19 protein-coding genes are annotated in these 15,292 nt (G+C 47.1%); 7 read left to right on the forward strand and 12 right to left on the reverse strand.

Annotation, left to right across the window (positions count from 1 at the left end; all coding sequences use genetic code 11):
* Positions 1-1,463 (reverse strand): mucoidy inhibitor MuiA family protein (locus VIM87_RS22410; protein WP_331999165.1); only part of this gene is annotated, 1,463 nt, incomplete at its 3' end.
* Between the two features lie 167 nt (positions 1,464-1,630).
* A complete protein-coding gene (gene mnmD, locus VIM87_RS22415) occupies positions 1,631-2,302 on the reverse strand; it encodes a tRNA (5-methylaminomethyl-2-thiouridine)(34)-methyltransferase MnmD (RefSeq protein WP_331999166.1) in 672 nt (223 codons plus the stop codon).
* A 305-nt stretch (positions 2,303-2,607) separates the two neighbouring features.
* Here mnmD and VIM87_RS22420 point away from each other — a divergent pair, with 305 nt between their 5' ends.
* Entirely contained in the window at positions 2,608-3,372 is a 765-nt protein-coding gene (locus VIM87_RS22420) for a hypothetical protein (protein WP_331999167.1), read from the forward strand.
* A 112-nt stretch (positions 3,373-3,484) separates the two neighbouring features.
* Complete coding sequence (locus VIM87_RS22425; RefSeq protein ID WP_331999168.1) at positions 3,485-3,841, forward strand: hypothetical protein; 357 nt, start codon at positions 3,485-3,487, stop codon at positions 3,839-3,841.
* On the opposite strand, the gene VIM87_RS22430 is transcribed toward VIM87_RS22425, so the two are convergent.
* Positions 3,838-4,767 (reverse strand): EamA family transporter, encoded by a 930-nt coding sequence (locus VIM87_RS22430; protein ID WP_331999169.1) that lies wholly within the window; start codon positions 4,765-4,767, stop codon positions 3,838-3,840. The two genes, VIM87_RS22425 and VIM87_RS22430, sit on opposite strands and share 4 nt — an antisense overlap.
* Before the next feature lie 138 nt (positions 4,768-4,905).
* Here VIM87_RS22430 and VIM87_RS22435 point away from each other — a divergent pair, with 138 nt between their 5' ends.
* On the forward strand, positions 4,906-5,535 hold the full coding sequence (locus VIM87_RS22435; RefSeq protein WP_331999170.1) for a CGNR zinc finger domain-containing protein: 630 nt from the start codon (positions 4,906-4,908) through the stop codon (positions 5,533-5,535).
* A 5-nt stretch (positions 5,536-5,540) separates the two neighbouring features.
* Positions 5,541-6,809: an NAD(P)/FAD-dependent oxidoreductase gene (locus VIM87_RS22440; protein ID WP_331999171.1), complete on the forward strand. Its 1,269-nt coding sequence runs from the start codon at positions 5,541-5,543 to the stop codon at positions 6,807-6,809.
* Positions 6,810-6,821: 12 nt separating this feature from the next.
* On the opposite strand, the gene VIM87_RS22445 is transcribed toward VIM87_RS22440, so the two are convergent.
* Complete coding sequence (locus tag VIM87_RS22445; RefSeq protein ID WP_331999172.1) at positions 6,822-7,271, reverse strand: helix-turn-helix domain-containing protein; 450 nt, start codon at positions 7,269-7,271, stop codon at positions 6,822-6,824.
* A 10-nt stretch (positions 7,272-7,281) separates the two neighbouring features.
* A complete protein-coding gene (locus VIM87_RS22450) occupies positions 7,282-7,614 on the reverse strand; it encodes a type II toxin-antitoxin system HigB family toxin (protein WP_331999173.1) in 333 nt (110 codons plus the stop codon).
* A 164-nt stretch (positions 7,615-7,778) separates the two neighbouring features.
* Between VIM87_RS22450 and VIM87_RS22455 the strand changes: the two genes are divergently transcribed.
* Positions 7,779-8,342, forward strand: a complete 564-nt coding sequence (locus tag VIM87_RS22455; RefSeq protein ID WP_414649661.1) for a YeeE/YedE family protein — start codon at positions 7,779-7,781, stop codon at positions 8,340-8,342.
* A 3-nt stretch (positions 8,343-8,345) separates the two neighbouring features.
* Entirely contained in the window at positions 8,346-8,831 is a 486-nt protein-coding gene (locus VIM87_RS22460) for a DUF6691 family protein (protein ID WP_331999175.1), read from the forward strand.
* A 101-nt stretch (positions 8,832-8,932) separates the two neighbouring features.
* On the opposite strand, the gene VIM87_RS22465 is transcribed toward VIM87_RS22460, so the two are convergent.
* The 5 genes from VIM87_RS22465 to VIM87_RS22485 form a co-directional block, all read right to left on the reverse strand.
* Positions 8,933-11,113: a peptidase domain-containing ABC transporter gene (locus VIM87_RS22465; RefSeq protein ID WP_331999176.1), complete on the reverse strand. Its 2,181-nt coding sequence runs from the start codon at positions 11,111-11,113 to the stop codon at positions 8,933-8,935.
* A 24-nt stretch (positions 11,114-11,137) separates the two neighbouring features.
* Positions 11,138-12,283, reverse strand: a complete 1,146-nt coding sequence (locus VIM87_RS22470) for an HlyD family secretion protein (RefSeq protein WP_331999177.1) — start codon at positions 12,281-12,283, stop codon at positions 11,138-11,140.
* A 36-nt stretch (positions 12,284-12,319) separates the two neighbouring features.
* Positions 12,320-12,553, reverse strand: a complete 234-nt coding sequence (locus VIM87_RS22475; protein WP_331999178.1) for a helix-turn-helix transcriptional regulator — start codon at positions 12,551-12,553, stop codon at positions 12,320-12,322.
* Between the two features lie 272 nt (positions 12,554-12,825).
* The gene (locus VIM87_RS22480; protein WP_331999179.1) at positions 12,826-13,017 is read right to left on the reverse strand and encodes a hypothetical protein; all 192 of its coding nucleotides are present in this window, start codon (positions 13,015-13,017) and stop codon (positions 12,826-12,828) included.
* Positions 13,018-13,108: 91 nt separating this feature from the next.
* The gene (locus VIM87_RS22485; protein WP_331999180.1) at positions 13,109-13,288 is read right to left on the reverse strand and encodes a hypothetical protein; all 180 of its coding nucleotides are present in this window, start codon (positions 13,286-13,288) and stop codon (positions 13,109-13,111) included.
* 242 nt (positions 13,289-13,530) lie between these two features.
* Between VIM87_RS22485 and VIM87_RS22490 the strand changes: the two genes are divergently transcribed.
* On the forward strand, positions 13,531-14,169 hold the full coding sequence (locus tag VIM87_RS22490; protein ID WP_331999181.1) for a 4'-phosphopantetheinyl transferase family protein: 639 nt from the start codon (positions 13,531-13,533) through the stop codon (positions 14,167-14,169).
* A gap of 100 nt (positions 14,170-14,269) precedes the next feature.
* Here the strand turns inward: VIM87_RS22490 and VIM87_RS22495 are convergent, their stop codons facing one another.
* Positions 14,270-14,896 (reverse strand): response regulator transcription factor, encoded by a 627-nt coding sequence (locus VIM87_RS22495; RefSeq protein ID WP_331999182.1) that lies wholly within the window; start codon positions 14,894-14,896, stop codon positions 14,270-14,272.
* A gap of 56 nt (positions 14,897-14,952) precedes the next feature.
* Positions 14,953-15,292: lanthionine synthetase LanC family protein (locus VIM87_RS22500; RefSeq protein WP_331999183.1), on the reverse strand; the 340-nt coding region annotated here is incomplete at its 5' end.

The following is a 15,292-nucleotide window of genomic DNA, read 5'->3' on the forward strand; positions in this document are numbered from 1 at the left end:
TCCAGCAGGTTCAGGGATTCCCAGTCCGTAATACCGGCTACCAGGTAGGCTGCTTTGTCCAGCTTGGGCACTGCATAATATTCATAGCTGGCCGGTACCTCTACCTCTTTTACCCCCACGGTATAAGGCTTTCCATCCGGCTCAATAGTGTAAGGCACCGGTATATCATAATAAAAAGTAGTAGCTACATATTGCTCCGTAACATCCTCAACTATGCTGGATGATCCTATGCGCTTAGCTTTTCTGTTCCCCACAGCCACACCGGCTACACGGCCCTCTAATGCTTTCTCCGCGCCATAGCCTACTACCACCACTTCCTCCAGTCTCCTGTTGTCCGGCTGCATACTGATGCGCATAAAACCGCCATCTGCCGGCACTTCTTTTTTATTGAAACCTATGTAGGAAAACACCAGGGTTTGTTCTCCGCCGGATGTTTGCAGCTGAAAATTACCCTTATCATCCGTTACAGTACCCAATGTTTTGCCTTTGATCTGCACGTTGCAGCCCGCCAGCGGCATGCCGTTATCATCTGTAACCCGGCCACTTATTTCCCCATTGCTGAGCATTTGCTGCGCCTGGCGGCTACGGCTCAGCTCATCATAGCTGCTGTAACTGTGTAGGTACCAGGGGCGTAACACCGGCCGTACGCTGCTTTCGTCGGGGTTTCCCGTACTTAATTGCAGCTTTACTTTTTTCCACACTTCACCGCACTGCTGAAATACTTTGGCTTTAAAAGTAATATCCAGCGGATGGGTAATATCTTTTACCCGTATATCGTAAGCCGGCAGCCAGCCTGCATTCTTTACCAGGTAGCTAACGGTGAATTTGCCGGTGGTGGCGCTTTTAGCCAGTACATCCAATACAATATCGCTGGTAGGCGTTTCTTTCAGCTGGCGCAGGCCCTGCAATTGATTGGTTGTTTGCAGCAGGTCCTTTTCCAGCGTGCGGATCTGTTGTTTAATACCAAGCTGCTTATCCAGCACCTCTGTCAGGCGCTGCCGTTGCAGGTCCAGTATATCTTTTAATTCTGTGGCTTTTAAAACATTATTAGTGCCGCCAATATCCTGGTTCTTGGTAAGAATGCTTTCTTCCTGCGTGTATACCTGCAGGTTATTTTTTTCACGGTCCAGCTTGTCCTGCAGGTTTTGACGCTGTTTTTCCAGCTGATCAATCTCTTCCCGCTGCGATTGTTCCTTAATAAAATTGGGCTGATGCGATACGGATAATAACATGGTATTGGGCGGCAGCTTGGCCTGTATGCTTTTCTGATCCACATCCGGGGAAATGCCGCTGAAAACAATCTTGTTATTACCTGGTGTAACGCTGTACTGCATGCTGCGGGTAACCTGTGCCCCCTGCAGGAAAACAGTAACCTGGTCAACAGTGCCGGCAGGGGTAGCGGGTGTTTGTGCAAAGCTCTGCTGCAGGCAAAGCAGCACCGGGATAAAATAGGTATATCTCATTTTATGGCAATTTGTTCAAGGATGCCGGGTTAATCTGTTTTCCATAAACGGAAATGTTGGATGTCCCTGTCCCCTGTCATAGGTATTAATAATTACTTGAAAAACTACGATACAGTAAAATATTATTCCTAAATATAGTAATTGTCCGCACAAAAGCAAATGCCCCCTTACCCCTTTACAGCCCTTATAATTTCCCTTTTACCCGGTGGGCCGGCCAGTTTCTCCACGGTAAAACCAAGAGCTTGCAGGTCTTTCCGTACCGCACTTTTACTACAATAAGTAACCAGCACCCCTCCGGGGTGCATGCGGGCCGCTACCTGCTCAAACATGGCAGCACTCCACAGTTCCGGCTGTATCTCCGGCGCAAAAGCATCAAAATAAACCAGGTGAAATAACGGTGTGGCAGCTGCCAGGTATGCAGCCAGTGATTGCTTTTTCTTTAACAGTGAAAATTGTGGATGCAGCGGTACAACTTCTTCCCAGGCCGCGCTGTGTAAGGCTTCCAGGTCATGGCCGGCAGCTGTTTTTAACAGATCATTATAATTTAAGGCCTGCATTTCCGGGGCAGATAAGGGGTACAATTCTACTGCCTCATAATAAACGGGGCGCTGTTGTGCAATGGCCTCCTGTAAGGTAAGCAGCGCATTTAAACCGGTGCCAAAGCCCATTTCAAATATATATAAGGGTGAATGTTGTTGCAGCAGGGGCCGCAATCCTGCATTAATATATATATGTACGCTCTCCTGTATAGCGCCATGGGTGCTGTGGTACGTAACATTGGTACCTGTGAGGCCAATGGTATGTGATCCGTCATCTGTGAGCTGTATGTGCCGTTCCATCCTGCAAAGATAATGGCCCTAAACCATGCTACGCGCAGGTATGCACGGAACAAAAACGTGGGGACATAGTCAACAGAATAAGATGTTGATTGGGTGTAGCTTCTACAAAATATATCCGTTAAAGAAATGTTACATAAAAACATTGAAACGCTGAAATGCCCTATTCTCAAAGGGATTGGGCCGTTTTAACAATTCTTTTCTGATTTTGCGCAGGGTTTTTGTCTTATTCCATGGCAAGAAACCAAACGAAATGGTTTCAGTCAAAAAAGTTAAACCGGATCGTTAACCATAAAAATTGAAAAACGATGAAAACACAGATCTTGAAATTTGGCCTTATGGCAGGCGTAGGAGCAATCATGCTTACACAGGTAAACGCAAAGAATGGTGTTAGTGCAAAAATGTCCCGCGACACCGTAGCTGTAGCTGATACAGCAAACTTTAAAGTAGATACTGCAAATTTCGCAGTGGATACCGCAGCTTTCAAAGCAGACACTGCGAACTTTAAAGTAGATACCGCAGCTTTCGCAGTAGATACTGCTTTTGCGCTGGACACTGCAGCTGTAGCTGATACCGCTAACTTTAAAGTAGATACTGCAAATTTCGCAGTAGATACCGCAGCCTTCAAAGCAGATACTGCGAATTTTAAAGTGGATACCGCTGCTTTTGCAGTAGATACTGCAGCCTTTAAAGCAGATACTGCCAACTTTAAAATGGACACAGCTTTTGTAAAAGACACTGCTGCTTTTGCCGCTCCTGACACTGCATTCTTCAAAGACACTGCTAACTTCGTAGCAGACACCGCTTTTGCTAAAGACACAGCCGCATTCAAAAAGGATACTGCTTTCTTTTCAAAAGACACCGCATCCTTTATTGTTAAGGATACCGCAGCAATGCGTGCTGACACTGCATCTTTTGTAAAAGACACTGTTGCTATTGCAAAAGATACCGCTACTATCCGTCGCGATACAGCAGTAATCCGTGATACCGTTGCTACTCAACCAGTAGATACCACCGGTAAAAAACACATCAAAAAGGAAAAAATTAAGAAAGACACTACTGCTCAAAAGTAATTAGGTAACCAACCACTAAGACAACGTAGCTAGTGCAAATTATTTCTACGGAAAAGGCAGCGATGATCAATCGCTGCCTTTTTCTTTTTATATTTATGAAAACTGCCCCGCCATGAAAAACTTAGCCCCTGATATATTCCGCAAAAGACTTTTAGTAGAAGGATATTTTACCATTCCCGTAGATGAACAAACGCTGATCCATTTCTTTCAGCACTTTACTACCCGGCTTTCTATGCGCACCTATGGCGCCCCGATTGTTCACACTACCAGCGGGGAAGGCAAAGAAGCCAACCAGGGTTATGATGCTTTTGTACCGCTGATCGATTCCGGCATTTATATAGCCGTGTGGAGCCAGCAACAATTCCTGTCTTCCATTATTTATACCTGTAAAGATTTTCCGGAGGCAGAGGCATTAAGCGTGATGCAAGCCTATTTTGGGATAACGGAAACAGCCTCCACACTTTTCTAACCCCTGGCCAATTTGTAATTCGGCACATTGGTGAACAGTACACCGGCTAAGATCACCAGCAACGCTATTATCTGCGGCAAAGAGATGTGCTCATTGGCAAAAGCCCAGCCTATCAGAATGGCCACTACCGGGTTTACGTAGGTATGCGTACTTACCAATGCCGGCGGGCGAATGGTGATTAACCAGGTAAAGGCCAAATAAGCTACCAGTGATCCCATAGTGATCAGGTATAACAAACCTCCCCAGGCCGGCAGTGACACGGTACTAATATTAAAGTCAGCCCATTCCCCCGTGAACAATGCGGTGAGGCCGCTAAAAAGGCCTGCAGCCATGAGCTGCAGGCCGGTTGTCAGGGTATTGGAATGGCTGTGGTCCAATTTATATTTAGCGTACAGGGAGCCTACTACCCATAGAATGGCGCCCAGCAACAACACCAGGTTACCGGTCAGTAACATACCGGGATCCTTTGTTTCAGTTGCCGCAGCCTGGGTATAATGAAAGAACAGCACAATACCGGTGAAGCCGATCACCAATCCGCCCAGCACCCATTTATTGGAAAAGTAGCTCCCCCACTCCTTTTTATCCAGCAGTAAAAAGAAAAAGGGTTCAGTAGCCATAATAATAGCAGCATAACCTGAATTCACATATTGCTCTGCCCAGGTTACCAGGCCCGTACCGCCTACCAGCATTAAAACACCGCTAACAGATGCATTGCCTATGGTAGCAGCACCGGGTAATTTTTCACCACGCGCCAAACACCATATTAACAGTATGCTGCCTGCTATTACTCCCCGGAAAGCCGTTAGCACAAACGGCGGAAATCCCTTTAATCCAAAAGCAATAGCCATATAAGTGGTACCCCATACAATATAAATAGCAAGGAAAGCCAGGATAACCAGCCATTGCGGTGAGTTTTCCGATCTCATATCCGTTCGTTTGGGTTAAATGCCTACAGTTTACATTACCAGTAAAACGAGTTTTACCAGTGTAAATCTATACAATTATTTAATACCGTCAAAAGCTTTTTTGCTGGTAAAAATAATGTACCTTTCCACCTGTATCTTATGAGCAAAGAGAGAAATATCAATACCCTTCCCCTGGATGGAGGCGCGCTCTGCTTTCATTTTATTAATACCGTTCATTCCTGGCGGGGCATTAACCTGCATGAGTATTTAGACAGCTATGCCACCCTGCTGCAATGGTGTAGTAAGGTGAACATCCTTAGCGGCAAAAGCCGTAAAGCCCTGCAGCAATATGCCGTCAAAAATTCCGAAGCGGCTGATAAAGCCCTGCAAAAAATGAAACGCGTGCGGGAATTGTTGTACCACTTCTTCTCCGCGGTTGCGGCACAGGAGCCACAGCAAATGCAGGAAGAGCTGCTGCATAAATTTAACACCGTGTTATCCGCTGGTTTATCGCATATCCGCTTTACCATAAAAGGCACACATATTGAACAGGATTGGGAAGAAGATGCTACCGACCTGCTCCTGCCTTTATGGGTGGTGATGAAATCAGCCTATGATATCCTCACCCTGGAAGATCATCAGCGGATCAAGGAATGCGGGCAATGTGGCTGGATCTTCCTGGACCACACCAAGAATAATAAACGGCGCTGGTGCAGCCCGGTTACCTGCGGCAGCATGGAAAAATCGAAGAAATATTATCTTAAGAAAAAGCAAGGATCAGAAGGCTAATACATATGGCACAAACAGACGTAATTATTATAGGCGCCGGCGCAGCAGGCTTAATGGCAGCCAGGGAGCTGGTAAAAGCCGGGAAGAAAGTACAGGTGCTGGAAGCCCGCGATCATATTGGCGGGCGTATCCATCAGCATACAGGCGCTGAATTTATTCATGGGGATGTGCCCCTGACGCTGGCATTATTGAAAGAAGCAAACATACCCTATCATGCCATTGAAGGCACCATGCTGCAATCATTCAATGGGCAGCTGATACCTGTAGAAGAGCTGGAAATACCGCACTGGCCGCTTTTTGTAGCCGCACTGAAAAAGCAGCAAGAAGACCTGCCGCTGCAGGATTTCCTGGAGCTTCATTTTGCAGATGATGAATACCATGAGCTGAGAGATACTGTTATACGCTATGCCTCCGGCTATGACACCGCTGATCCGGCGGATGCCAGTACCCTGGCCATGCGCGAGGAATGGGTATCAGAGCATGAAGCCACTCAATACCGCATCAACGGTGGCTACGACCGCCTCACCGCTTTTCTGGCAGCAGCAATTACAAAGGGTGGCGGCGCCATTCAGCTCTCATCTATTGTAAAGCATATTCACTGGCAACCGGGAAAGGTTGAGGTCATTACTACAAATGAGCAACATTACACCGCTCAGCAGGTATTGATCACAGTACCACTTAGTGTGTTACAGGCAGCGCCCACAGAATTAGGCAGCCTGCAATATTTTCCGCCCTTACCAGCACAGTATGAAGCGGCACAGCAAATGGGAATGGGCGGCATTATTAAGATACTGCTGCAGTTCCGGGAAGCTTTCTGGGAAAAGCAGATCTTTAACGGCAAAAGCGTGGAAGATCTGACCCTCCTGTTTTCCCGGCAAACAGTGCCCACCTGGTGGACGCAGTACCCGGAAACATCTACCCTGCTTACCGGTTGGCTGGGCGGCCCGCCTGCCAAAGCGCTCAAAGAGGCGGCAGATGCGGAAGTGCTGGAAATGGCATTAAATTCTCTCTCAGATATTTTTAATATGCCGGTAGCTGCGCTCCAATCTTTATTGCTTAGCGCGCAGGTCATTAACTGGACGAATGATCCGTTTACACGCGGCTCTTATTCATACCCTACTATTCATACCAAAGCAGCACTGCCTGTATTAACTACGCCTGTGGCGAACACATTATTCTTTGCAGGGGAAGGATTGTATAACGGTGCGCTTATGGGAACGGTAGAAGCAGCCCTGGTGAACGGGCAGGAGGTAGTGAAGAAAATATTAGGATAAACCAAGTAGTAATTACCTTACTACCTTTAACTCTTTAGTTGTATTCATTACGCTGGCATTTTTCAGCTGTGCATTTAACGGGGATATTAGCTTATACGGCCGGTTAAACAGCTCCTGTGACACTTTAAAATGCTCGGCGAGCTTACGGATATTTTCTTTGGAAAGCCCTCTGCGGTAATGCAGCATATCAGACACCAGACTTTTGCCAATACCCAGCATAGCGGCCAGCTCTGTAGCTTTCAGGTTATTTTCTGACATTAAGTACTGCAATATTTCAATAGGGTTAGCATCTTTAAAGGTGCTGTGTGATTCATCCCACTTTTCTATGAGCAGGGTAAGCAGCTCTATTTCATCTGATAGCTCTTTGCCTTTACGGGGGCTGGCTACTAACTCTGCCAGCATATCACAGTATTCATCATACTGCTTTTCAGATTTAATTACCTTGTATTTTAACTTTTCCATAACCCCTGTTTTAATAATCACTAATAATGTATTGCTTTCTGTTGGCGCATAGCTCTGTGTAGGCTGCATGTGTACCTATCCAACACACAAACAAATGTACCTGCGATGCCCCAAATGCGTATTGGCAGATCATGCGGTGATGATTCCCCCCAATATTAAATACCACCCGCTGGCTGCCATTTCCTAAAAGATCTGCGGTGCCAAATGTGTTCAATATATCTTCCGGTATATTCCAGGTTGCACCTTTTACCGTTACAATCCAGAGTTCAAAGCTACTTCTGCTGCTTGCATGCCTCCCTACATATTTTTCAATAGTCTGAAGTTTGATCAGATGTACTTTCATGGGTTTCCTTTTACAAACATACAAAAAAAGTTCTCGGAATGCGAACTTTCCCCTAATTTTTTTTTAGCACACAATATTAACCACACCATGCTCAAAAGAAGGTTAATCCGGCGTTAAGGAAAAAGATGTACTTTTCATCTCCTAACAGATCAATCACCAACCGCATGTTACAAACACTTTCCCAGCCCTGGCCCTGGTATGTAGCCGGCCCCTTAATTGGTCTGGCAGTACCGGTTTTACTGCTCCTGGGCAATAAGCACTTTGGAATATCCGCCAACCTCCGGCACCTCTGTGCGGCCTGCCTGCCGGCTAAAATTCCCTTTTTTCAATACGAGTGGAAAAAGGAAAGCTGGAACCTCTTTTTTGCAACAGGCATTATAGCAGGCGCATGGCTGGCATCCATATTATTACATAATCCACAACCCATACAGGTGCACCCGGCGCTGGTGAAGGAAATGAATAGCTATAACGTTCATGACTATAACCATTTGCTGCCTGCTGATCTCTTTTCATTTGCTAACCTGCTAACAGCACGTGGTCTTATTCTTATTGTAATTGGCGGTTTCCTGGTAGGCTTTGGAACCCGTTACGCAGGCGGCTGTACATCCGGCCATGCCATTATGGGGCTGGCCAATATGCAGGGGCCTTCCCTGGTGGCAACCTGCTGCTTTATGGCAGGTGGTTTTATAACCGCCAACTGGATCTTACCTTTCATTCTTCAATTGTAAACGATGCCTGATTTAATCAATACTGATTTTGAAGTTCACTCATTAGAGCGCATAGCCGCCGCAGCTCCCAGGCCCTGGTGGCATTTGCTCAAATACGCTGTAGCAGGCATTTTGCTGGGGATTGTATTTGTAAAGGCAGAAATTATTTCCTGGTTCCGCATACAGGAAATGTTCCGCTTACAAAGCTTTCATATGTACGGGGTTATTGGCTCAGCGGTAGTAGTGGCAGCCATTTCTGTATGGATCATCAAAAGGTTCAGCATTAAAACTTTCAGCGGGGAAAAAATTGATTTTACGCCTAAGAAATACAATAAAGGGCAGGTCATTGGCGGGCTTATTTTTGGCGCCGGCTGGGCGCTTACCGGCGCTTGTCCGGGACCGTTGTTTGCACAAATAGGTACCGGCGCTTTTGTGGTGATAATAATGATCCTGAGCGCCATGGCAGGTACCTGGGTATATGGCTTATTAAGGGAAAAGCTGCCTCATTGATTTTACAGGATGCCTGCTTGTAGTTGCTCCTGTACTCCCTTACATGGGTATAAAATTCCTTGCCTATACCACTGCAAGTTTCCCATCAAAGGCAGTACGCTTCAGCCCTGCAGCATACCCTGGTGATGGCTCCATAACTTTGCATACACCGTATTACGGGCCAGCAGCTGCTTATGCGTGCCCTCTTCTGCCAGCGCGCCATCCTGCAGCACTACGATCTGATCGGCATTTACCACGGTGCTTAACCGGTGGGCGATCACGATCACTGTTTTACCGGCATCCCTCAACTCCTGCATAGCATTTTGTACATAAAGATCCGAAACAGGGTCCAGGGAGGAGGTGGCTTCATCCAGGATCAGTATTTCCGGGTGGCGGTACAGTGCACGGGCAATAGCAATACGCTGACGCTGGCCACCGGAAAGGTTTACGCCATGTTCACCCAGTAGTGTATTAAAGCCATCCGGCAGTTTTTCTATAAATTCCAGGATGCCCAGCTGCTGTGAAATACGCAATACCTGCTGCATATCCGGCTCAAACTCACCCACCGCAATATTAGCTGTAATAGGGCCTGCAAACAGGTCAATTTGCTGGGGTACTACACTTACCAGGCGGCGCAGGCTTTCATGCTGAATATAGCGGATATCCGTATGCCCAATAGCAATAGTACCTTCCTTTAAAGGGTAAATATTCTGCAGCAACGACATCAGGGTAGATTTACCCGAACCGCTCTCCCCTACAATGGCTGTAATGCGTCCCTTTTGTATTTCCAGGTTAAAATGCCGGAACACCGGCACCCGGCTGCCATAGCTGAAAGTAACATTGTTAAACACAATATTCCCGATCATGCCGGGCTGCAGCTCCACCTTTTGCGCGGTTTCCTCCTGCTCCAGGTCCATGATCTCAAATAAACGGTCCGCGGCAATAAGCGCATCCTGCATGCTTTTATTAGCGGTGATAAGGCCCATAGCCGGCCCGGTGAAATACCCCACCAGCGCGTAAAAAGATAAAAGCTCCCCCGGGCTCAGCTCCCGGTTTATCACAAACACGGAACCGGTCCATAAAAGAACTATCACAAAACCGCTGGTTACAACAGTGGCAGCGCTGCCTATATACAAATTACTGATGGTAGAATGGTAAATAGTTTTCAGCAGGCGTATAAAACGGTGCTCAGTTCTCATATTGGCATATTCTTCCAGGCCAAACCGTTTGATAGTGGCTACCGAATTGAGCGATTCCACCAGCTGGCTGCCCAGCTCCGCATTATCTTCCATCAGCCTGCGCTGCAGCTTTTTATTTACCCGGTTGCTCACCTGGTATATCAGCAGGTACACCGGGATAATACCCAGCATGATCAGCGCCAGCTTCCAGTAATAAGTGAACATCAAAGCAAAAGAGAAGACGACAATAAAAACATTCACCACCAGGGTTAACGCTACATCGTTAATGAATACACGAATTTTTACGGCATCGCCAATACGGGAGGTGATCTCCCCTACCCGCATAGTATCAAAGAACTGCTGCGGCAGCTTTAATAAATGCTTATAGTAGCCTAATATCAGCTGTGCATCCAGCTGCTGGCCGGTTTTAACGGCAAAAATGCTTTTAAGATTGCCTACAAATAATTGCAGCAGCAATATCACCAGCATTATTACGCCTAACAGGTTCAGGAGGTTACGGTTACCTTCTACCAGCACATTATCCACGATCTTTTGTACATAAATAGAGGTGGAAAGTCCCAGCACGGTGTAGATCACTGCGCCAAACAGCGACTGTGTTAACACCGACCGGTGAGGGCGCAACAGGTACCAGAAACGTTGCAAGTGCGATATTTTTTCATTACCTGTTTTAAAATCTTCATCCGGCATTAACAGCACCAGCACGCCGGTCCATGTTTTTTTAAAGTCTTCGTGGCTAAGGTGGTGATACTGGCCGTCGATCGGGTCCATTACAACAACCTGTTTGGCAGTTACCCGGTACACTACTACAAAATGCTGCAGCAGGCCGTTCACCACCACATGCGCAATGGCAGGCTTGGGTATATTGTTCAGCGCTTCCAGCGGCCCTTTTACACCTTTGGCCTGGAAGCCCAGCTTTTGCGCAGCTTCTATCACCCCTAATACATTGGTGCCTTTACGGTCGGTACCGGCATATTGCCGGATGCGGGCCACCGGTAGCTGCAAATGATAGTACGCTGCTACAGATGCCAGGCAGGCGGCGCCGCAATCACTGATATCGCGCTGTTTTACCCGGGCACTCCGTTTTAATCTGGCATCATTGGTCATAGCATCATGTTATATACTAAAAGGTTAAGTGGTCTTACGGGCCGGGTTCATCCAATCATCGGCTTTATCATACAGTAGCTGGAACAGGCTGCGTTTGGTGAGAATGAAACGTGCCTGGAAGGTCATCCCTTTTTTCAGGTTGCCTTTTACGCCATTACGGGTATGCACCTCCGTACCGGCAAAGCTGCATTTCACTCTGAACACGGGCTGGTTGTTCACCAGTATAAAATCGTTGTCAATAGATTGGATCCTGCCTTCTACCAGTCCCCATTCATTATAATTAAATGCATCTACCTGGAATTTCACGGGCATGCCCGCCTGCAGGTAGCCAATATCTTTGGGTGTTACATAACATTCCGCTACCAGGTTAGAATCCGGTGAGATAATGCCCAGCAGCTCGCCTGCCTGGAGATAACCGCCGGCATACTTTCCGCTGAATTGCTGCAGGGTGCCGCTCACCGGGGCTTTGATCACGTTCCATTCCTTTTCCTGCTGCAGCTGCCGGGTATCTGCATGCAGGCGGCTGCTTTCTGCCTGCAAATGGCTCAGCTCCTCCTGCCAGGCGCTGCGCTGCTGTTGGATAGTCAGCTGGTAGGCGGCCTGGCTTTTTACATATTCATATTGCCGGTCGGCATATTCTTTTTTGGCAATTACTTTTTCAGCAAACAGCTTTTCGTACATCTCCATATCGGCCTTTAGCTTATTCACAGTGGCCAGCTGCTCATTGAGGGTAGATTGATAACGCTGGTACTGCTGCTGGTATAAAGGAGATTGCAGGCCGCCACCACGGCCGGAGGTAAGTAAGGTAAGGTCATGGATGTATTTATCGCGCTGGTCCAGCTCCCAGGTGTTTTGCTGCAGCTTGCTGTCGCTTACAGCTTCCTGCAGGCGCAGGATCTCCTGCCCTTTCAATAATTTTTGCCCGTCGGTTACCAGTATAGCTGCAATGGTGCCGGCCACCAGGTTGCGCAGCTCATGCTTTTCTGTAATGGGGCGTACCAGGCCGGTGGCTTTTACCGACACATCTACTTTAATAAAGGGTAATGAGATCAATGCAATGAAAACTGCTGCCAGCACGGTAGTATACAGCATCTGCGTTCTCACCTTTACCCGGGGCAGCCAGGTATAGGTGGAGTGTTGCATAATACTTATCGGGAACAACTGGGGCATGATACGGTTTTACGGTTAAATGATCACAGGTGGTGATCAGCTTACATTTATTTCTGCCAGCAGGTCGGTGGGTGCAATGTCCAGGATACGGGCCACTTCGCAAAGCCGGTCAATGGTCATAGGGATCTTCCCGGTTTCCAGCTTGCTATATGCGTTCTGGGATATATCCAGGTGAGCGGCCATGTATTCCTGGGAATATTCTTTCTTTCTGCGCAAATGCCTGATCAGGATTGCCACCTGTTGGGTGCATCTTAGTTTTCTGCCTTCCATAATGATGCTGGTTAATAGGAATCGGGATAACAGCGCTCTGCATTTCCGGTTTCACCATAGGACACTATAATTGCTCTCATTAAGCTGCTGCTTAACAAATACCTACGGGCAAACAACCACAGCGGATTGCAGGGAAGACAGTATTTTTTGGGATCTTTCCGGTAAAGGGCTGGCAGGAGATCTATATTACCGGAACAGGAAAGCGCCCCGGTCCGTTTACCGGAGCAGGACGCCTTAAATCCTTGTGCTAAATGCGTTAATTAGTGTAGAGATCAAACAATAGTACCAAGCAGCGTTTTCAGGAATGCGCTGGTTACGTTGGTTATATTGTAAACGGTACCTAACAGCTGCATAGTGCCCGGAGTGAGCCCTATAACGAGGTTAGTTAACAATCCGCCTCCTTCTGTTTCCAGCAGCTCATCCTGGGAAAGCGCTGTAAAACCTTCCGTTGAAAGATTTGTCATGCTTAATATATTTTGAGGTAATTACATATGCCTACTCTTTCAAAGCTTTTCGGCGGCCGCTTGTAATAGTACAATTGTTAAAGCGCAGCTGTTAGATCAGGAAATCCAGCAAGCCATTCACGGTGTTTTTCACACTACCTACAGTGTTCGGCAGATTCACTAACAGGCCTGCAGCAGTGGTTAATACATTGGTTAACAAACCACCGCCTTCTACTGTTGTTAATTCATTGGGGGACAGCTCAGTGAGGCCTTCCATTGGAAAGTTTTTCATAGTTTTTGGTTTTAACTTGGTTACTTTATGTGCCTACTCTATTCAAAGCTTTTCGGCATCTGCTTATAAAATGAAAATTGCATAAAATAAAAATGTCAAACAAAACCCTATGGTTTTAAATAATAGCCATCGGTTTTAAAATGGGGTAATTTATGTAGGTATAGGATTAATTATAATTTATTCGGGAATTTTCTAAACTTGCAGGCTTAAATTATTTTTACAACGTACAATTATCCTATTACATGGCGGGAACCATTTATTTTGCCAACTATCCTATACCGCTGCCTACCACTACCTTCCAGGCTTTAGTGGAACAATTACCGGTGTACCTGCAAACAAAGATCTCAAAGTTCAGGCGCTGGGAAGATGCTCATGCCAGCCTGCTGGGCAAACACCTGTTACTGGCCGCGCTGAAAGCACATGGCCGTACCGCCAACCTGCATATGCTGCGGTATACCGGGTTTGGGCGTCCTTTTCTGGAAGATAATATGGATTTCAATATTTCACATGCCGGCCGCATGGTAGCCTGTGTGGTAAGCCCGCATGGGCGTATAGGCATTGACGTAGAGGCTATCCGTCCCATTAACATCCAGGATTTTAAAGGCCAGTTTACGGATACCGAATGGGCTGCCATTAATAATGCCCCCAATCCATTAAATGCGTTCTATGCCCACTGGACCTGCAAGGAAGCTATTCTGAAAGCAGATGGCAGCGGCCTTAATACCGCGCTCTCCAGCCTGGATGTAACCAATAAAAGCATGGTTACCCTGGAAAAGAACCAATGGTACCTGCATGAAATAAAAGCTTTCCCGGACTATGCCTGCCATGTTGCTACCGATCAGAAAGGGCTGACCTTAAAAGTGGAGGAGGTGCGCTTCTAATTAATAATTAAGAATGAATAATTAATAGACGTAGTGCCAGCTTTTCAAGTGAAGTACATTCCTCGTGATTATTAATTATTAATTCTTCATTATTAATTCCCTACCTGACCAGCTTATTCTCCAGCGCAAAGCGGATAAGCACCGCAGTATTCTTCACATCCAGCTTGGCGAGTAAGCTTTTGCGGTGGGTATCAACAGTAGATGCGCTGACGAATAATTTTTCGGCTATTTCAGGGTTCGTATAACCTTCGGCAATCAGCTGCAGCACTTCTTTTTCGCGGCGGGTTAAAGGAGGTAATTTATTAAGGGTGCTATTATCTTCTTTGCGGGCGGCATGGCCGGCCTCAAAACACAGGTAGGTTTTACCTCTGTTTACTTCATTAATGGCTTCCAGCAGCACTTCCTTATCGGCATTCTTGATCACATAACCGCTGGCGCCTTTGTCCATCATTTGTTTTACATGGTGGCCGTCGTTAAAAGAGCTGAGGGCCAGCACCATTACTTCCGGGTATTTTGTTTTGATCATGCCGCACAGGTCTATACCGCTCATATCCGGCAGGCCAATGTCCATCAGGATCACATCTGCCTTATTTTCTGTAAAATAGTCCAGGCACGCCTGGCCGTTGGGCGCATGTCCGGTGAGTAGAATGTCTTTTTCGGAGCCAAGCAGGGAACGTAACCCCTCTAAAACGAGGGGATGATCATCGACAATGAAAACGCGTACCATATACTGTAGTGAGCTGTTTTCAAAGCTACAAAATTGTTCCCCATTTTTATAACTAATCAGGATAACAGCATACAGCGGTCCCAGGCTGCTGCCTGTGGATCCAGAACGGCTATCAGGGCCAGCCCTATGCCGGTAATACCTTCCAGCAGGTTATAGCTGTTCACCTTACCGCTCATGGTATGGCATTTAAAGCCGGCCGGCCCATCGGGCCAGTTACGGAAAGCCAGGGTTTGCTGCAGCCAGTGCTCCATGCCCCTGCGTAACAGCTCATTACCGCTCCCCGCGTACACACGGCTATAAATATGCGCCAGCCCCATACTGCCATGGCATAAGCCGGCATCCCGCACACTACCGTTCTCCGCATCGCGGTGCTGCAGGATGTGTACCAGGATATCG

The sequence above is a fragment of the Chitinophaga sp. genome (assembly GCF_036569125.1).
GTDB lineage: Bacteria > Bacteroidota > Bacteroidia > Chitinophagales > Chitinophagaceae > Chitinophaga.